The sequence below is a fragment of the Ktedonobacter racemifer DSM 44963 genome (assembly GCF_000178855.1).
GTDB classification, from domain to species: Bacteria; Chloroflexota; Ktedonobacteria; order Ktedonobacterales; family Ktedonobacteraceae; genus Ktedonobacter; species Ktedonobacter racemifer.
In genome coordinates this window covers 2,650,397-2,668,623 of the sequence record NZ_ADVG01000001.1, presented here as the reverse complement: position 1 = coordinate 2,668,623, position 18,227 = coordinate 2,650,397, and the positions used below count along the sequence as shown (strand labels likewise).

At 56.7% G+C, this 18,227-nt stretch carries 13 protein-coding genes, 1 tRNA gene and 2 pseudogenes; 7 read left to right on the top strand and 9 right to left on the bottom strand.

What is annotated here, in order from left to right; translation table 11 throughout:
• Positions 1-165 precede the first annotated feature (165 nt).
• Positions 166-1,911 (top strand): hypothetical protein, encoded by a 1,746-nt coding sequence (locus KRAC_RS61305; protein ID WP_007907086.1) that lies wholly within the window; start codon positions 166-168, stop codon positions 1,909-1,911.
• Positions 1,912-1,940: 29 nt separating this feature from the next.
• Here the strand turns inward: KRAC_RS61305 and KRAC_RS11505 are convergent, their stop codons facing one another.
• Positions 1,941-3,323 (bottom strand): transposase, encoded by a 1,383-nt coding sequence (locus tag KRAC_RS11505; protein WP_007907085.1) that lies wholly within the window; start codon positions 3,321-3,323, stop codon positions 1,941-1,943.
• A gap of 994 nt (positions 3,324-4,317) precedes the next feature.
• Positions 4,318-4,917: pseudogene (locus KRAC_RS11500) on the bottom strand (hypothetical protein); the annotation flags it as partial.
• A gap of 192 nt (positions 4,918-5,109) precedes the next feature.
• Here KRAC_RS11500 and KRAC_RS11495 point away from each other — a divergent pair.
• The 5 genes and pseudogenes from KRAC_RS11495 (at position 5,110) to KRAC_RS11485 (ending at position 11,659) form a co-directional block, all read left to right on the top strand.
• Entirely contained in the window at positions 5,110-6,489 is a 1,380-nt protein-coding gene (locus KRAC_RS11495) for an IS4 family transposase (protein ID WP_007907082.1), read from the top strand.
• A gap of 1,253 nt (positions 6,490-7,742) precedes the next feature.
• A complete protein-coding gene (locus tag KRAC_RS75835; RefSeq protein ID WP_244422027.1) occupies positions 7,743-7,907 on the top strand; it encodes a hypothetical protein in 165 nt (54 codons plus the stop codon).
• A gap of 47 nt (positions 7,908-7,954) precedes the next feature.
• Positions 7,955-8,707: pseudogene (locus tag KRAC_RS79450) on the top strand (S8 family serine peptidase); the annotation flags it as partial.
• A gap of 456 nt (positions 8,708-9,163) precedes the next feature.
• Positions 9,164-11,086: a hypothetical protein gene (locus KRAC_RS75825; RefSeq protein WP_244422022.1), complete on the top strand. Its 1,923-nt coding sequence runs from the start codon at positions 9,164-9,166 to the stop codon at positions 11,084-11,086.
• 499 nt (positions 11,087-11,585) lie between these two features.
• Positions 11,586-11,659 (top strand) — tRNA-Asp (locus tag KRAC_RS11485).
• Here KRAC_RS11485 and KRAC_RS79445 read toward each other — a convergent pair.
• The 6 genes from KRAC_RS79445 to KRAC_RS11455 form a co-directional block, all read right to left on the bottom strand.
• Positions 11,621-13,171, bottom strand: coding sequence for a recombinase family protein (locus KRAC_RS79445; protein ID WP_420795795.1), 1,551 nt, complete (start codon positions 13,169-13,171; stop codon positions 11,621-11,623). The genes KRAC_RS11485 and KRAC_RS79445 overlap by 39 nt on opposite strands.
• A gap of 196 nt (positions 13,172-13,367) precedes the next feature.
• Complete coding sequence (locus KRAC_RS11475; RefSeq protein ID WP_007907077.1) at positions 13,368-14,729, bottom strand: baseplate J/gp47 family protein; 1,362 nt, start codon at positions 14,727-14,729, stop codon at positions 13,368-13,370.
• 62 nt (positions 14,730-14,791) lie between these two features.
• Positions 14,792-15,220, bottom strand: coding sequence for a hypothetical protein (locus KRAC_RS11470; protein WP_007907076.1), 429 nt, complete (start codon positions 15,218-15,220; stop codon positions 14,792-14,794).
• Positions 15,217-15,942: a hypothetical protein gene (locus KRAC_RS61300; RefSeq protein WP_007907075.1), complete on the bottom strand. Its 726-nt coding sequence runs from the start codon at positions 15,940-15,942 to the stop codon at positions 15,217-15,219. The genes KRAC_RS11470 and KRAC_RS61300 overlap by 4 nt, the downstream gene beginning before the upstream one ends.
• On the bottom strand, positions 15,942-16,364 hold the full coding sequence (locus tag KRAC_RS11460) for a hypothetical protein (RefSeq protein ID WP_007907074.1): 423 nt from the start codon (positions 16,362-16,364) through the stop codon (positions 15,942-15,944). The genes KRAC_RS61300 and KRAC_RS11460 overlap by 1 nt, the downstream gene beginning before the upstream one ends.
• 58 nt (positions 16,365-16,422) lie before the next feature.
• Positions 16,423-16,920 carry a hypothetical protein gene (locus KRAC_RS11455; RefSeq protein ID WP_040442356.1) on the bottom strand — a complete coding sequence of 166 codons (498 nt, stop codon included), beginning with the start codon at positions 16,918-16,920 and terminating at the stop codon, positions 16,423-16,425.
• A gap of 385 nt (positions 16,921-17,305) precedes the next feature.
• Here KRAC_RS11455 and KRAC_RS11450 point away from each other — a divergent pair, with 385 nt between their 5' ends.
• Positions 17,306-17,518, top strand: a complete 213-nt coding sequence (locus KRAC_RS11450; RefSeq protein ID WP_007907071.1) for a hypothetical protein — start codon at positions 17,306-17,308, stop codon at positions 17,516-17,518.
• Positions 17,519-17,605: 87 nt separating this feature from the next.
• Here KRAC_RS11450 and KRAC_RS11445 read toward each other — a convergent pair whose 3' ends face one another.
• Positions 17,606-18,223 carry a hypothetical protein gene (locus tag KRAC_RS11445; protein WP_007907070.1) on the bottom strand — a complete coding sequence of 206 codons (618 nt, stop codon included), beginning with the start codon at positions 18,221-18,223 and terminating at the stop codon, positions 17,606-17,608.
• Positions 18,224-18,227 lie beyond the last annotated feature (4 nt).

The window sequence follows — 18,227 nt, the reverse complement described above, 5'->3', positions numbered from 1 at the left end:
CAGGCGTTCGGCAAGAGGAGGTCGATGGATCGTTCCAGCTCCGATCTCGCCCTTTGGCACCTCTGTCCTGCACGCCACCGAGCATCGCCCGCCCGCTGTACAGCGCAGGGGGCTTGGCAATAAGACGATAACCGGATCGAGTCTTTCCCGCAAGAAAGGATCTTTATGGAGCAGAAGGACAAAGCGCCGCCATCACAACAGGGAAAAAAGCGGCAACGAGTGGATGAGTTGATCGAGCGGGCCAAGCGGAATGGCTACGTGCTCGAAACCTCAGAGGTACCCCAACAGGTCCGAGACTACTACCGGCACTGGTGTAAGCAGGAGCGGCGGCCGGCGATCTCGGTGGAAGCGCGGGGAGCGTACGCAACCGTCACGATCGATGTGCGCACAGCCGCAAAGGGATGGGAATGTGCAGGAACGATCCAGAGAGGCGGCGCATGGCCTCAACTCGCGCTGACCCCAAGTATGGAGGAGCGGCTGCTACAGTGGCCAGCATACTACCTCCACCGTTCTCCTGCCCAACCAGGGTCGTTTTACACCAGCAGTCGAAAGCTCGTTCTCAAGAATATCCTGGCCGAAGATGTAGACCAGGCCATCCGCGAATTTCTGCTGTTGTGGGTCCAATTCAAAGGAGAATACGAAGCCCTGCTCGACGCCCGGATTCGAGTGCTTCGCGCAGAGGCTCAGGTGGTGCATTCAGCGGAGCCCACCTGGAAATCCGCGCTTGCCCGCGCTTCTGAAAGGGATGCCCCACCTGCCCCCTCCTGCGACCACATCGCCGTACTGGAGCATCTTCCCGCTTTACTCTCGAAAGAGCAAATCTGCGCCTTCCTTGGTCTCCCGGCGCGAACAGCGGAGCGAAAGGCCGCCCTCGTCGCGCAGCTCGCTGTAGCGTTGGGAAACGACGCGGAGACAAAGGCGCGTTTCTTCGAGATTTTCGTGGAGGAAATGGCAGTAGAGCCATGGGAGCTGGAGAAACTGTTGGGCTGCACTGCTACCGAACGGAAGCGCTGGGTAAGCGATGGCAAACTGGCCCCGCTTGCAACCAGGAGCGTTTGGAAATCCGGGAAAGAGCTGGTCTACCCGGTCTTCGACCGTCGACACGTGGCGAACATCACGCCGGAGATCCTCGCCCGCTTCCGCGAGGAGCACGCATCCCTTGTCGATATGCGCAGGAAAACGGGTGCCAGGAAAGCGCAGGAAAGCAGAACCAGGCATGCGCAGGCCCGAAAGCTCGCCTTCGAGGAGGCTGAGGAGGCGTTTGCGGAATGGGCGCGACTCGACTACCCTGAACTGGCTGCGGTGCTCCGCCTGGCCTTCTGGACGCAAATGGCCTCGAGATGGGCGAAAGAGAATCTGGCGAAGAGCGCGCAGGCCACGAAATACAATGCATTATATCGCAAGCGTGCGGAAGAATGGTATCAATGGAAGGACGAGGCACTCCAGGTTCTGGTCAACTCATCCTATGCCCATCTCTCCTACTACCGGCCGGAGGATGCGGATAAAATCGACCTGGAGTTGTGTGATGACCATTATACGGTCTTCCGCGAGGGGTACTACGAAGGGGAACGGGATTTCTACGCCTATCATAAGGCAGAGATCCACGCTTGCCCCGCATGCCAGGTAAGCGTTTCACGTGAGTATTACGCGCTCTACGCGCTCGAAATCTCCGCGTCCATCTGCCCCGAAAGCACCTTCTCCTTTCACATTCCCCAGCCTCTAGGAAGGGCATTCTTGCCCCCTGCCCGGACACTTCCCCAGGTGTCGCACGTCGAGCAGGAAGGCCTGTTTCGGTTCGGCCGGAGGTTGTATGACGAGGAAAAAATACTCTACCGGGAGAAGGATGTCGCGACTCACCTCGCGCAAGCGCTCACGGAGGCGAGAGACCAGCTTGGCATTCCTCGCAGGTGAGCGATACTTTTCTCTGAAGACTCCCCGTGCTAAAGCAGCGGGGGTTCCGAGCGTTCCTTCCACGCTTCCAGCCTTCCTCGCCGTAGCAGGAGGGCTGGCTCTAGTGTCGGTTCACCTGGACTTTTGGGCAGACGCGCTCCGGCTCTGGGAATGCCAAAGCTTCGGGGCAGAGCCTGCCCCTCTTTCGCGCGTTGGGTTGTACGCTCGTGTGCTGCTCGCAGGCGCGCCTCCGCACCTTCCCAATACCTCTGGTATCGGGCACACGAGGGAGTGGGATTTGCTGGATCGAGGTAGGCCGCCAGAAACGCCGAGTACAGGTCACGTTGCACGGGCCCAATGCCACATGCACACAGATGCCAGCGCTGAGAGAGCGGCTTTTTGACCTTCTTGCCACAGCCATGGCACCATTGGCTCAGCGCCGTGGTTCGTGTGGGAACTTCTACCAGGGTGCCGCCCGTGCTTGCAACGGTGCGTCTCAACAAGTCTACAAACATCCCTGGGGCTCGCAGTCCCACACTCTTGCCAAACAGCTTCTGCCAGGCCTTGTAGGAAATCTTCTCAATGATGATGGTGCTGCCCAGCGCGACCACCTCATGGACCTTGCGGCCATGCAGGCTCTTGCGGTGGGCTGCCAGCTTGCGTTCTTTCGTGGCCTTTCGCCGCCTGGTCGCCTGGTAGCGCTTGCTGTGCTTCCACTGCAGTTTCTTGTTACCCTGCTTCTTGATGCGCCCCTTCTCGTCATACTGCTCGGGATTGGCGGCTCGCCGCTGCCGCTCCATCTGCCGTTGCAAACGGCGAATGGCTTTGGCATCAGGAGCCAGTTCCGCGCAGAACACCTGCAGGCTTGCCTCCCCTTCCTGGGGAACGAGCGCCAGAGTCGAGGGTCCCAGATCCCCTCCAACAGTGCCCGTGCCAATGGAGTGCTTTGGTTTGTGGTGGGGCTTGCCTTCAAGGGCCAGTTGGACCACGTAGCGAGAGCCCTGGGCATCGGCTCCGGCGGCTCTGGGGCTACTGGCAGGACGTTGGATGAGGCGAGCATACTTGATCCGGTGCTTCAAGCCATGGGTCACGCGGAGTAGACGGCTGGCGAGGTGCCTTGCGACCCTTTTCCATCCGTCCCTCCCCGAACCGGACATACCGGTTTCCCTGTATCCGGCTCTCCGGGTGAGAACTTCCCTTTCGGATATGGCAATCCGCATTCCGCGTACCTTTCCGCGAGGAATTCTCATCCTGTCTCCCTTCGCCCTACGGCTGGCTTTCCCAACCCTCCTGGCAGGACGCGACTCCTGCGACATGAAGTAGACCGCCAGCGAGGTACTGATGCTGTCCTGACCTGCCTGATGTTTCAGGTGGTTTCCTGGACTCAGCCCTTTTCCAACGGTCTCTTCCCGAACCCAGCGGGCCACTTTCATGGCACTGTAGCTCTCCAGAACCCTTTGCCTCGTTGCGCAAAGATCGTGTGGCCCATCCAGGCCAACCTCTGCCGCTGAGACGAGTTCCTGGGACCCTTCGCCCTGTCTGTGTCTTTCTCACAGGCCCCGGCGGGGCGTGACTTCCGCGACTACTTCGGTCCCTCTGTACCCATACACCTCGCGGTGGTTAGGGCAACCCCAAGTTGCCTCCAAGAATCTCAGTTCGTGCTCCAGGTGTCCTTTACGTCTTTTCCCGTTCCTTACGGGTAGGCTCCGACGGAAGCTTTGTCGGGAAGTAGTACCGTTCCCGGCAACGTCGAACACAGGCGCTAGTACCGTTTCCTGTGGGCTGCCCCGGTTCCGCCTTGACTGGGCTTCAGACAATCAGTCTTCACCATACACGACTTACCTGACGAGCCTCTGGCCCCTGGTACTGGGACTTCACTCGCCTTTGATACAACATGCTACGGTCCCCTCGACTCTTTCGAGCGAAAGTAAGTTGCTGGTTTATCCACACTGCTTCAGTGGACCCACCCCGACGGGTGAGAGAGATTCTTGTGCCACATGGGCGCACTACTACGGAGACTCCGTGACCATGAGCCTCTCGGCTTTTAGGCCATCCCCTGTTCCGTTCGTGCGTTACGTTTAGTGGGTTTAGGCTTCCCGTTCAACACCTTTATTGGGTTCATTACCCAACGCTCAAGGATGAGAGAGTGTCCACACGAGGTGGTCAAATGAACACATCCCGAAACCGTTTCAAGCGTGCTACGGTTGGTCAAGGATGAAACCGCTGGTGTCTGGGATTCAGGCAGTTTCGCTTTCACCATGCCCACAGGTCTTGCGGTACGTCGGATTTCACGCTTTCATCCTTAACCGCTTTCACGACATGCTACGGTCCCCTTTGGCTTTCGCCGCCAGGTCAGTCGCGTGACCTAGAGAATACCTCTCCAATTCTCTCCCCATCATGGGGAATAGCGCACTATGTGACAGGGCGCAACACCTCATCCTTCCAGTCGATGAGAGCGGGCAGCTGGTCTCCGTTCCAGAGCAGATAGCCCGCGTTTCCGGCTTCGGGCGACTGCAGGACAAAGCGCAGGCTGGTATCATTACGCTTGTTCTCGATGCTGGAGAAGCCGCGTCCTCGGCTCTTGAAACGCACGCGTTTGGCCTGGCCCAGGCAGACGCGGTTGAGGGCCCGGTAGGCGCGGGTGGCCAGGGTTTGCGCCAGCACCGCCTCGATATGCTCCGCAATCCAACCCACGCGCAGGGTTTTGACCGCGTCATGCAAGGCGGCCTCGGTGAAACCATGGGCTTTGCGCAAGGCGGAGAAGGCGGCTGCTCGTTCCGCCTTGTGGGTGCGAGGAAGAGCACGGGCCTCTTGCCAGGCGGGAGTAGCCCGCATGCGGCGCAAGCGCTGTTGCCCCTCAGAGAGGATGGCATTGTAGAGTTGGCGAGCCGCTTCCAGGTGAGCGCGCAGGCGTGCGGCTTGTCCTGGATCGACGACCAGGGGCAGTTCGAGCAGAAAGGTGGGCGTCGCTGGTCGCTTCTCCTGCTGTTCCTTCTGCTTGCGCTGTCCCTGGCGTTTATTCAGCACTTTCGCTCCTCCTTCAAGCACACACATGCGGCTAATCGTTGTACGTCTATTCTACCAGAGAGACCGGAAGAACGCAAGTTCTAGAGGTATGCTTTCTCCTGTTCCCTTCTCGCACACGAAGGGATGGCGATTCATCCCCGGCATCAATGACCTGTCTTTTACCCACAATTTACAATCGTAGAGAATGGAGAGATGAAAACACAAGAGATTCTGGACCCAGAACAATGGGCAGAAGCCACCTTTGGACAGGCGCAACTGAAAGACATGCGCCGCACGAGGCGAGCCGTGACGACAGCGGTTCACATGGCTGAGGATCCCGCTGCCTCGCTGCCAGCCCAGGCGCAGACCTGGAAAGATGCAAAAGCCATGTATCGACTGCTCGATGAACCTGATGTCACCTTTGATGCACTGATGCAATCCCATTGGCAACAGACACGCCAGCGCATGGATACCTTGCCACTCGTGTTGCTGGTGCAGGATACAACCGACCTGGATTTGAGCCATCGGCGCAAGATGAGCGGCTTGGGAGAAATCGGCAATGGGAATGGGCATGGGATGTACCTGCAAACCGTTCTGGCCGTCAAACCGGACAGCCAGCAGGCACTGGGGTGTGCCTATCAACGCCCTTTCATTCGTATTCCAGCTCCCAAAGGAGAAACCCGAGCGCAGCGATGCAAGCGCGAGAAGGAAACCGATATCTGGTACCAATGCGTCCAGCACATTGGCCCCTCTCCCGCATCGAGCGTGCGGGTGCAGGTGGCAGATCGTGGAGCCGATATCTTCGAGTTCCTGCATGTTTGCCAAAGCATCGATACCCAGTTTGTCGCGCGTGCGACGCAAGATAGGCGTGTTCAAACCCAGGGGGGAACACTTGGGTATCTCTTTGAACAGGTCCGTTCGCAGCCAAGTTCGGACGTGCGTCCGTTTGATCTTCCTGCTCGGCATGGGCATCAGGCTCGTTGCACCCTGTTGTATGTGTCGGGGACGGCTCTTGAACTGCTGCCACCACGCAATGATAGTCGCCTCAACAAACGCGCCTCCCTTGCCTGTCTGGGTCATTCGGGTATGGGAAGAAGGGACCCCGAAGGCGAAGAGTCTCTCGAGTGGATTCTGCTGACCTCGCTGGTGGGGACAACCTGTGAGCAAGCCTGGCAACGGGTTGAATGGTATCGCGCCCGTTGGCGAGTGGAGGACTATCACCATTGCCTCAAAACAGGATGTCGCATCGAAGAACGGCAGGTCCAAAGCGCCGAGCGCCTGATCAGCTTGCTGGGAATCCTCTCTCCTCTCGCCGTGCGTTTGTTGCAAGTGCGTGATCTCTCCCGCCAAGCGCCAGAGAGCCCGGCCCATGAGGTCATCGAGCCAGAAACACTCACGCTCCTGGCTGCTCACGTTGGTCTCTCGCCTTCCACCATGACGGTTGAGACCTTTTGGACAGAGGTTGCGCGCATGGGAGGTTACCTGGCGCGTCGAAATGACGGGCCTCCTGGCTGGAAACCCCTTTGGAAGGGCTGGCTCCACTTGCAGGCACTGCTTGAGGGCGCTCAATTAGCTTTTCACCTCTGTTTGTAAATTGTGGGTAAAAGACAGGCTTCAAAAGACCGGGGCTTTCCCGCCCGTTTCCTGTAAAAAGTTATAAGTTAAATGACGCTTTCTTGCTTTCTTCGTTTTACTGAGGTATACTTTGCCCGTAAGGAAGCAAGCTGTAGTTTCTTTTCGAAGAGGTGTTTAGCTATGGTGACTCCAAACTCATAACTTCGTATCGCTGTTCATCGCAGAAGAAGCTAAAATACATTCCTTGCTATCTCTATGAGAACAAAAAGATTACTCTCCCATGGTCATTGCACTCTCCCAACGCATCTTTGAATAAGCTTTTTTCTAAGAAAATAGTTTAATCGTTTATGCTCGAAATTATTGCGGAAATCCTTACCAGTACATATTATGCGGTCACGAATTTCTTTGTTACTTGCATAGAGGTATTTAGAAACACCTCTAAGGTGTACATGAAGATGTTAAGTACATCTAGACATCTTCATGTACACCTTAGGAAGTTTCTCGTTCCATATATATTTTTGGATTAGGAGAACGTTATAGCATGTATTTTAAGCAAGGACGTTTTCTGTTTACGAGACAGACGCGACGTGCGACTCATCGCATACTGTGTCTGCTCGCGCTTGGCATGATGTGTGCATTCTCTTCTGCACCCACTGCCCTGGCAGCTTCGGTCAACGGACCGTCGCAAACTCCGACTGTACCAAGCAATACCACTGGCGGTCAGCCTGCGCTCGGCAACGCATGGCAGCCCTTCAAGGCCAATGGCGCAGATGCCAAGGCCGGCCAGGTAGTTCCCGGACAGGTGTTGTTACAGCTAGCCCCCGGAACCACGGTCACCTCAAGCGGAGGACACTCCCCCAAAACCTCATCCATCGCCCTGAATAAAACGCTGGACTCGCTACACGCCACCAAGCTGCGCCAACTGGGCGGCAACCTGGTGCTCGTCGAGATTGGTAGCACGGAGGGTCCTGCGACAGCCGTCGCTCGGCTCGCCACCGTCCCGGGAGTCGCGCGGGTCGAACTCGACCGCTATGTTACAGGTATGAGTACGCCTCCCACCCCCCTGCCCCCCTCTCTCATTGACACTGCGGCCAAACAGGGCTCAGCGTTCAAGCGAAACGCCGTGTCTGGAGCGACCCTCCCCTCCAACTACGGACTCACCTCTTCGCTAGAGAGCTGGCTCAACGCTGGTGGTGTGAATACCATGGGTGCATACCAGCAACTGATGGACCGCTACGGCCAGTTGCCCGGCACTGGCGAGATCGTCACTAATGTCTCGATCGGTGACCTCACCGACCAGTCGATGGCTGATGCCGGAGACGGCTACGTCCAGTATTACGGTCCAACCACGATTATCAGCAACGGCCAGCGTTACCTGGATCTGCCGTCCCTACCGCTCATACCCACCTGGACCGCGGACGCCTCTGGCACGCTGAATCCGACCGGCTCCATCAAGAACCAGGACCCGAGTGACGGCGAAATCATGCTCGACTTTGGTGTGATGGCCCCGCTGCCGCATGACAAGCAGCGCCCCACTGCCATCGGTAGTGGCCTTACCGATCTGCTAGGTATCGCGCCTGGCGCCTCATACCGCCTTGTCGTCCCCACGGAGCCAACAGTGGATCAAATCGCGACGGCACTGCTGGCCGCCGCGCGGCAGACCCCGCGCCCCACCGTCATCAATGCCAGTCTCGGTTTCGGCACTGACGTCAACGGTTTCGCCAGCCGCTACTTTGAGGACGACCCGCTGATCCAATCCACGATCTATACTATCGTACACCAATACGGGATCACGGTTACCATCGCTGCGAACGACGGGACTCGCCTCTTCACCCCGGCCTCGGTAGGCCCGGACGGCGGCAGCACACCGACCGATGTCACCCACGTCCCGGCCCAGACTACAAACATCAACGACGATGCGACCTCCACTACCCCCAGCATAGTTGAGGACTCCGGCGCGATCGCTGCGGGTGGTACCACCACCGACGACACCCTGGCCACCGGCCCCGCGGGCTCGGCCACCGTCGTGGAGACCAGGATCAGTGGTGGCGGCAACTTCTCCTCCGGCTTCGGCTCCCGCATCGACCTCTCCGCACCGAGCGACAACATCATCGCGTTCGTGCACCGCCAAAGAGGCACTGCTCAGTCCGTCTCGGTCGTGCTTACTGGCGGCACCTCCGCCTCCGCACCGGAGATTGCTGCCGCCGCCGCTGTGATCCACCAGGTCGGACTGCTCACAGGGCAACAGTTAACGCCCAAACAGATCCGCTCTTTACTAGAGCGCACCGGTCGCCGGGTGACCACACCCCCACAAATCGACCGCACCCTTCAAGTCGGCCCGCAGATCGACCTCACTGCCGCCGTGGAGTCCCTGCTTCCCCAGACACAGGACAGCCAGAACCCGCAGGTGGTCCGCCTCTCCGTTGCGCACCGTCAGAACATTGGCGGCCTGGGCGGCACGTTCATCGAGTTTACTGACCAGAACACAATTGATCTCTCCGGCCCCCTCAACCAGAGAGGTACAGCCACCGGTGAGGGCTTCGTGGGTCCAGTCACATTTGCCGTCGATCTCGTCGGCTCCCAGCCTGGGGACGACTACCAGTTGGTGGTTGGTTCGACCCGGTTCCGCTCGGCGACGCCGTCCATTCGGGTCACTCCGACGCAGTTGCTTACGGCCGCCGGACTTCCGGTCGTGTCCACTGGAGATCGCAGCCTGACGGTAACCTTCAATGTCCTTCGCGATGATCACACGGTAGCCTCAATCACACGCACACTGACGCTGAGCGCCAGCGACGGCACCTTCACCGAGGCTCCCGCACCGACTGTGGCTCCGGTGGTGCATGCAGGGCAAGATGTCACCGTCCACTACGATCTCAGCGGTGTCCGCAACGTCCAAGCTCCCAGGCTGGCGGTCTCCACCGTTGGGCACTGGAACCCGGTGCTCGCACCGCTGTTCAACGTTGCCTGGTCGACTTCGTTGACCGCCACCAGCGGAACCGTCACCATCCCGGCGAGCGCCTTCGCCACCGGCGGTGGATTGTACGGCGTCGGACTTATCCAGAACGACAACAACCCAAATTACCCACTATATGGGGAGTTCGCGCCACTTCGCGTCGCCGGATTCGACGCTACTGACCGCCCGACCACCCCAATCGTCTCCGCCCCTGGTCAGGCGCCAGGGCACCAGGTCGTGGTCACCCACGCGGCACCCACCTTCACACTGCACTACTCGGTCACCGAGATACGCGGCGCCGGAGGCTCAATGCTTGAGGTGTCCGCGCCTGCGCCCACGATCTACAACTCGCTCAATACGTTCACGGCGCAGAACGGTACCGCCCGCGATAGCGACGGCTACGACAGCGGGTCCGTCATCTACCAGCGTCTGCCTGGGACCTCGGGCACCGTACAATTGAACGCCCTCAATCTCGGCCTGGCCAGCTCACTTCAGTACAATCTCCGGGTGCTGCCGGTGGATGAGCACGGCCAGGTAGTCGGCCAGGCATCTCCATCCTCGGCTCTGGTCTTTAACGATGGTCTCGCCCCCGACGGTGGCACAGTGCTAGACTTTGCTTCTGCTGGTCCTGACTCAATCGCAGTCGTCACCGAGGCGTCCGGAACTTCGGTGCTTCGCTACGACCCAGCCACAGGCAACTATGGCGCGACCGTCACCAGCGATACCGTACCGACCGCTAAGTACGCCGTGATTGGTGTGGACACCGGGCTACACCGGGTACTGGTAGCGCACTGGACGAGCAACGACACGAAGCAGTTAGAGACCTGGGATCTCATCACAAACACTGAGGTTGGCAAGCCCATTACCCTGACGTCCAGCCAGGATGTGCTCCTTGGTGGTCGGGTGGATCCGGTGCGCCACCGCGCTGCGTTACTGGTCTGGGCCCAGTCCGACAACGCCAACGAGGTTCTGCCGCTCGACCTGACAACGAGTAGCCTGGGCACGACAATCCAGCTACACTCCCCCGCGGGGGCAAGCGCCAACTACTACAACGTGCTCGACCTGGACCAAAGCACGGGCCATGTACAGGTCGCCCATGTGGGTAGCAGTCTGATCTGCTTCGGCGGTGGCACAGCGCAGGTACTGGACGTGAACCTGGACAGCTCACAGGTTAACGCTTCTGCCTCCTCGACCAGCCGCTGCGGTCTCGCCTTCGCCGACGACCAGCAGGGCGGCAGCGGATGGCTGCTCTTACATACCTCCTTCAGCGTCAACATTCCTGGCACCGCCTCCCTACAGCAAATTGACGAACAGACGCTCGTCGGCGGCCAGAATTTCACGTTGCGCAAGGAGTTTCCGCAGACGATTGCTGTGGACGGAGTGCACCATCTCGCCCTGATTGCGTACTACACTCCGGCTGGCGACTCAATATTTGGCAGCCCGACACCGCGAATAACGGACAGCAACGCGATGAGTCAACTCGACCTGGTTGATCTCACCACTGGCACGGTGCTGCGTACGCTCTCTATATTCAACTTTGCCGATGGTTTCAGCAATCCGCTTGCCTCGCGTAGCGAGCGCGGTATCCAGCTCGACCCATCTACCAGGACCGGGTGGACACTTGCACCCGGTCATACGCAGATCCAAACCTTCACGTACTGATTTCCCCGGGAACGTGACGTGGGTCGGGTAAATGAGCGGTGACGCATCAGCGTTGATGGGCAACCACCCGACCGACCCACGTCACCCGGAGAAGATCACAGCACGCGTTGTTGCGAGCCGTGGGCGCTTGACGCGACGATGGTCTTCATCAGGCCTGCGGAGGAAGGAAGGAACTCGGATTCTGAACCGCCTTACGCGAGCGACTCGTGCCATGGCGCATTTGACGTGCCTCGCTCGGGGGGAGGGGGGAGTGCTGAAGGCAGGCTGTGTCGCGCTTGGTCGTGCGGTGGGAGTGTGGTGGGTCGGACCCTTGGGAAGGAAGGGGACAGCCTCAACAGGCACGCCCGCCGGCATACGCTGGTTGTTTTTTGCGACATCCTGAAAACTCGTCAAAATTCGCCGGTAAAAACGCTTGACAAGAGAGTAGGAGTCTGCTATTATTATCCACGTCGAGAGGACGCGAACGAACAAGCGAAATCGAGACGACGAACAACCATATGGAGCCGTGGTGTAGTGGCCTAACATGTCTGCCTGTCACGCAGAAGATCGCGGGTTCGAATCCCGTCGGTTCCGCTTCGACCAGTGAATTGCTACAAGCAGTTCACTGGTTTCTTTGTGTTCAAAAACTCCTTGAAGCAGACGTAAGATCGGTAGGAATGCCGGGCGTGGTTTGAGTGCGGCAATCATTTTCAATTCGGTGTCATAATATAAACCTTCTGGCTCCAAGAGAATGGTGACCATTTCGTATCGCTCTTCGGGGGTGGCAACATCCCACAATGCGGCCATGCCTGGGAGGTGTTCACCCGCTTCTATCACCTCGTCGTAGGTGACTCCCCCCACGTCCGGAACATCAAGTTTTTTGAGTGCGAGGGTAATAGCCGCCATTTCACCTTCAAACTCTTCATCCTCAATGTATCCTTCTCTGTGCTGCTTGAGGAGGCGATTTTTTTTGAGTCTCAGGCGCTCTTTTTCGCGCTCGGCGGTTTCCGGAGTGGCTGTATTGGCAAAGGCCTTCGCCATCATGGCGCGGCGTATGAGGTCTCGCCAGTTTTCCGGCAACGAGAAGCTTTTGAGCAAATCGCCAAACTGAGTATGGACCATATCGACTCGCACCATGAGATTCCCCCCAGCGGGGCAGGGAATACGCCGTGCCTTCGCCGCGTCCCGATAGTAGGCGCGTGGGTTATCCTTGGTATTCCCAGTTTCACAACGGAGAGGTAAAGCGCAATGGAGACACGCGATGTAGCCCGCGAATTCATAAACGCGCTTCACTTGCTCTGTACGAGCGCTTGCGCGATACATAGACTTGGTAATGGCTCTCATTTTCTGCCACTCGTCGTAGGTAAAGGCTGCCGGGTGCAGACCGCGAAACCTCTGATCTTTGTATTTCACCGTCCCATAGCCGCTTCCAGGTTCGTACTCTGCGTAAAACTCATTGCGTAGCATCGCGGTGACTGTATCACCGGTAAAGAGCCTTGCGCCAAATCGCTTGCTGCCGGTGCGATAGCCTGCCTCATTCAGTTTGTCGGCTATTTTCTCTGCTTCCACTCCCTTCATACGAAGCTCTCCAAGCAGACGTAAACCAGGGTATTCCTCTGGATCAAACGCTGGTGGAGATTTTGGGCCTGTTGAACGGAATCCAAATGGAATATCTCCGTTGTAGAGTCCTTGCGCAGCTCGTTCTTCCTTTCCTTTGCTGGTATGTTTGGCCAACATGTCAGAGAAGTAGGCCGCGAACGCTGCCAGAATTGTCAGCTGTAACATACCCTCTGGCGTACTGTAGTCAATATGTTCGGATAACGAGACGAACGATGTGCGCGATTGAGAGAGAACACGGAAACTTTGTAGTGTCACCATCACATTACGAGACCAACGATCGAAAGTATGAACGATCACGATGACTCTTCCTGGATTGGCTTGCACATAATCGAGGAGCCGCTTAAAAGCGGGGCGGTTGGCGATCTGTTCTCCATGGGCGCTTCGCTCGTCATCCTCATAAAAGATCGGCTCTGGTAGCCCGCGTAGCGTGGCTGCTTCTCGGATGGCCCGTTTCTGGGCGTCAATACTGTAGTTGTCCTTTTGCATTTCGCTGGAACGCCGAATATAGCCCAGGACAATTACCGTAGCATTTTCTGAAGGATTAGGCTGCATCATGTTTCTCCTCCTCTTTCTGTTTACTTGTTGTTCGCTGGCTTTTCATGCTCATTGGCGAGCCGAATGCGATACCTATCGAGGCGTTCCTAACTATGACGATGTGCATGCTCCACTTTCGCTCCATGTTCTAAAAGGTGACAATGACAAATCGAATACCTTGCTTGTCTGGAAGGGTGGTATTCCCCGAGAACGATACCGATTGTACGCCTGGCTGGGCCAGCAGCAGGGTCTTGGTCTGGGCCTGGCTCTTGCCTGCAATAGTTCCCTTTATTTGTTCCTGCTGCGCCTGGGTAAACTGGTAAACCCATCTACTTGTTCCGATCGCCTGTATTCTGTTCGTCCCTTGTGCCTTGGCCGTGACCTGTGTGTCACCATTCGGCGCGTACCCAGCTCCTAGCTGCCTCACCGCCTGGACATTTATGGCCTGAGTCAACAACGCGTGTAGCGGTTGCGTCTGGTAGGCGATGCCCGTGCACGTCTCGTTCAGGGTTACATGGATCGTTGTTGCCTCTTCCCCGGGTCGGTGATCAGGATCGGCCCGCTGCTGACAGTGCAATGGAGTTGCTAACGTCTCGCTGCCCTGCACCTGCGCCTGCAGGGCCGCTTCTGTGCCCTGGTCAAGGCCAGTTTTTAAGACCTCAGCTACTATATCGATGTCGCGTTGGGTCACGGTCTGGTAGTCGCGTGCGTCCAGCCCTCCGCGAAAGGCTCCGTTGACTGCGGAGATGTTGACACGGCAACAGGGACCATAGATCGCACCTGCCTTGAGATTGCCTGCTGGTCCTGCGACTATAGCGTGGGCGCTGACGCTCGCCTGCCCAAAGGTGGGGTAGCTCGCCGCTCCTATAGTTACGTCTTGATCGGTTGCGGCCTGGATGCCGTTCGCTGCGGTGACAAGCGTTCCCGCTGGTATCATCTGCGCATAGGTCGCGCTATTGTAAAATGTGATGGAGCCGTGTGCAGCCTGCGCGTCCTGGTGGGTCTTTCCGGTAGTGGCACCGGTACGTGCCTGGCTCATCGTGATGGTGGGCAGAAACCTTCCTGGTATCTGGCGGTCGGCTGGGTCGGCGTTCCCTATGGTCACTATGAGGCGACTTTCTATGGTGCGTGTGACTGGAACAATTGTGACCGTCGTGGTCGCTGTCCAGAGGGGGAACGCGAACAGCAGGTAACCAATAAGAAGCGCACATGCGCATGCCATGAGGCCAAGCGGGCGTGTGCGCTTTCTGACCCACTGTAGCGACTTTCTTCCTCGTGGTTGCGGCTCCTGGCCGATTGGTAGGGAACTCTCAACCGTGTTGGCTGGCTCTTCTGGCTCTGGTCCCTCCTTGGGATAAATGTGGATCTCAATGTCATACAAGCGGCGCTCGCGGTCGTATTCCTGGTTGGCTTCGATGTGGGGAATGCCGTTGATCGTGCGCGCCTGCTGCTGCTCCTGGTCAAGCTCACGGAGCATCTGCTCTAGGTCATTACGTATGTTGTCTTGCATAGGGTTCCCTCCAAACGTAGGAGAGGGAAGAGCATCATCACGGCGTGCTCTTCCCAGAAACATTAGGCGTGGGTGGTCCTGTCCCACGGCGCTCTACAGGTATCGAGCGGGCCTGCGAGGAAGGCCAGGTAGAAGGCAATGTCGTGATTCAGTTGGTCGAGCTGGTCAAAAAAGGTCTCTGGAACGGTTCCGCGCCAACGGATGACGATATACCCATCGCCTGTCGTGTTGACTTTGCCATACGAGACCACTATGGCTTGGATGGGGCGCTCTGTCTGAAATGTGGTTTGCAAGTTCAGAGCAAGGGTGGCTGTGATCGTCTCCTTACAACAGAGCACAACATATTCATCCACCCCGCTAAAGGTGACGCCCATCAGGTCGTGTACCCGTTGGGTCAACATGCCTAGCGTTCGGCGTGGCCCTCTTGGTTCGCTCTCCTGGGGGCGCTGTGGCTGCTTGGTTTGCACGGGGTATGCTGGTGTGACGATCACTCTTTGACCTCCTTCATAGGGGTGGTGCTGAAGACGTCGTTCTCGTTCTTGTAGGCAATGCTTTGCCCTCCAACAGAGACAATCATGTCTCCGTCCAGGTCTTTGAACGTGACCTGTGCCGGGGTCATGTCTTGCCCACTTCCGAGCAGTGTCATCCCTGTTTTGTACACATGGGTTTTGCCTGGGTCACCTGCAGGTAGTTCAATGACCGTAATCTGCCCATGCAGATTGAGCACTATGAATTGAGAAGGGTTCGCTCTGGTATCGTGATTGTGACCGACAACGGTGTCAGTCTGGTAGGTACGGGGGTGTCCATAGTGTAGGTCATCTTGCCATCCTTGCCACGCTTGTTGTCCTACGCCTATGCCAAGCCATCCACCAATCATGAAGACGCCTACCAGTCCCACATAGGCAGGCCACCGGGGAACATGAAACGGCCTGGGCGTCCCAACGGGTAAGAGGGACTCCTGCTGGAGCTGCCTCTGTTGCCTGGGGTGCTCGTGGACAGACACACTGATTCGGCGCGTACCCTGCGCGTCTGTCCTGGCTGGCTGATAGGAGCCTTGGCGTACCACACTTGTATGGGTACGCGTGTCATACAAGGCGTCTTCGTTGACCTGGTCCTGGGTGTCTCTTTCCTCTCTCAGTGCTCTGGTAACGTGCTTTGTGCGTGTGGGTTGCTGTTCGGTTTCCAGCGTTGGACGATAGCGAGAAGGGCGCATTATCTTTCTCTCCTCTCGTCATGTGCCGGTCTTGGAGTGTGGGCTTGTTCCTCTCGTTTGCGCATGGCGTATTTGTAAAACTCTTCGTTCCAGCCGCACACATAGCCATAGCGCCATAATGCCGGGCGCAAGGTGTCGTACATGGCCCATTGCAGGGCGTTCTCTACATCCTGAGCCACGATCTCGCGCTTTTCAAAAGCCAGGGCGATAAACTCGCACCGTCCTGATTGGACTCCGTTATGAAAGACAGGATCGGCACAGATAAGGATGGCATCAATGCCTGTGTGCTCTGTCTTGTCTGTCGGCCTGGATGTATCCTCTGGGTAAAAACTACACGAGGTTCCGACGCGCTGTCGCGAGGCGTCTTGCTGCTGTGCTTTCTCATGGAAGCGTGAGGTGATTCCCATTCTGTTCTGCTTCATGCGTTTCCTCCTCTTGTCCCCTCTTGTTGCTTACAGGCAACAAGAGGGGCATTCCCAGCTAGAGATGCTTCCCTGCGATATGATCGGTTGCTTCTTGCGTGGTGAGAAGACCGTCATTCACGTAACGGGCAACCTCTGCAATGTTCTCCTGGTCTTCATGACAGGGACATGAAGGAGCATAGCAAAACAGGTTGGTGATGCTGTGAAGCTGGTTGTCATTGGAAATCACAGGGAGAAAGTTATCCCCGTAGGGAGCAGGTTCCTCAGCGCGTCTACCAGACGAAATGGAGAAGGGCGGCTGTTGAGTGGAGGAAGCTTCCAGTAAGCCCTTCACCCAGCCGATGACCCAGCCGGTATTCTCGCAGGTCGAATCGGGATACGCGAGCAGGCGATGCGCAAGATGTTCAAAGAGGTCATGCTCATTGAGCGGGGTTGGTTCGTTCTGATAGGCCTGATATCCCGCCTGGACGCCACGAAAGAAGATAAGGTTGGAAATGGTGACAGGAGCATCCATGACATGGCCTGAATGTACGTCTGTTGAGGCTCGTTGTGACATAGTGCATCATCTCTTTCTTGACTGCGGAGTCTCGATGCGCTATGCTGAGCACAGAGAACTCCGGAACTTCCAAGGTTTTTGTGCGTTCTCACTCACTGACTCTCGTCTGATTCACGAGAGTCAGTTTTTTATCGGTTATCACCTCCTCAAACTTGACATTAAAGGATTAACAAATACGAAAGGATCCTTACATAACAAGATTAGCATATTATTGAGTGGTTTGCAATGCTTTTGAGTTGAATTGACAACTCTTGAATAGTTTCAATAATTTTTAGGGCAAAATTTATAATTTTTAATGTTTCTTGAATACCTTAACTCACTTTACTTGCTTTTGTATGGTACACTAGCATTCAAAGGTATTTAAAATTGTTGTTTGAGGGTTCATATGAAGTTGGAAGATTTTCGTATTGATGTGGCGGTCTTAACACGCCAAGAATTGGCACACATTGCCGACGTATCTATTTCAAGTATTCAGCGAGCAGAAGAGGGCAAGAGTGTAAGCAGGCTGACACAAGCGCGTATTCTAAAGGGTCTGAGTACACACCTTGGTCGCAACGTCACGCGTGAAGAAATAGATGAGTTTAACGAGCAAAATTAGCTAACATGTTATACTGCAATAAAAAAGCTTAGGGTGACTCAAAGGTGAGCGCCCTAAGCTTTTTGTCTAGGCTGTATTCTTCACAAATCATCTAAATGGAAGAGCCTTCGACGGAGAGCCGGGCACCGATGGAGAGAATGCTTCGGGTAGCAGAGACGATGCCGATAACGAGAAATGGGCGCAGCGAGGTCGCGTGGGATTTGAGATAATGGGTAACGGTCCCAGTACCTCCATGATGATCAAGACCAGCAGAAGATCTGAGACGAATTGGATAATGGCCTTTGCCAGCAGGGCAGGATCTCCTCTTCCCGCCTCTATGGCTGCTGTTATATTGGTGGCGAAATCCCAAAAGCTATAGCAGAGCGCGCAGATAGCGCCTATGAGGAAACACGCACCGACGACAGCATAGATGATACCATCGGCCCGGTCCAGCACAGAACCTGAGATCAGGGAAAAACGATGCTCTGGCTCAGATTCGCGCTCGACGGTTTCCGGCGTGGGTGTATGGGCAAAGGCTTTTGCCATCATGTCGCGGCGTATGCGTTCTCGCCAGTTCTCCGGCAACGCTCTGCTTTTGAGCAAATCGCCAAACTGAGCAGGTACCATATCGGCAGCGCATCTGAGAAGTCTTACTCCAGGAGAGATGGCTGCCAGGTCCTGCTCCTTGATCATGGATGTGGGGCTGAGTGCTCGATGCTTCAGCATACAG

Coding starts and splice junctions, on each gene's coding strand:
- KRAC_RS61305 (WP_007907086.1), top strand. CDS start 166: ATGGAGCAGAAGGACAAAGCGCCGCCATCACAACAGGGAAAAAAGCGG.
- KRAC_RS11450 (WP_007907071.1), top strand. CDS start 17,306: ATGAAGTTGGAAGATTTTCGTATTGATGTGGCGGTCTTAACACGCCAA.
- KRAC_RS79445 (WP_420795795.1), bottom strand. CDS start 13,171: ATGCAAAAGGACAACTACAGTATTGACGCCCAGAAACGGGCCATCCGA.
- KRAC_RS11495 (WP_007907082.1), top strand. CDS start 5,110: ATGAAAACACAAGAGATTCTGGACCCAGAACAATGGGCAGAAGCCACC.
- KRAC_RS11455 (WP_040442356.1), bottom strand. CDS start 16,920: ATGTCACAACGAGCCTCAACAGACGTACATTCAGGCCATGTCATGGAT.
- KRAC_RS11475 (WP_007907077.1), bottom strand. CDS start 14,729: ATGCAAGACAACATACGTAATGACCTAGAGCAGATGCTCCGTGAGCTT.
- KRAC_RS61300 (WP_007907075.1), bottom strand. CDS start 15,942: ATGCGCCCTTCTCGCTATCGTCCAACGCTGGAAACCGAACAGCAACCC.
- KRAC_RS11460 (WP_007907074.1), bottom strand. CDS start 16,364: ATGAAGCAGAACAGAATGGGAATCACCTCACGCTTCCATGAGAAAGCA.
- KRAC_RS11505 (WP_007907085.1), bottom strand. CDS start 3,323: ATGAAAGTGGCCCGCTGGGTTCGGGAAGAGACCGTTGGAAAAGGGCTG.
- KRAC_RS11445 (WP_007907070.1), bottom strand. CDS start 18,223: ATGCTGAAGCATCGAGCACTCAGCCCCACATCCATGATCAAGGAGCAG.
- KRAC_RS75835 (WP_244422027.1), top strand. CDS start 7,743: ATGTCTCGATCGGTGACCTCACCGACCAGTCGATGGCTGATGCCGGAG.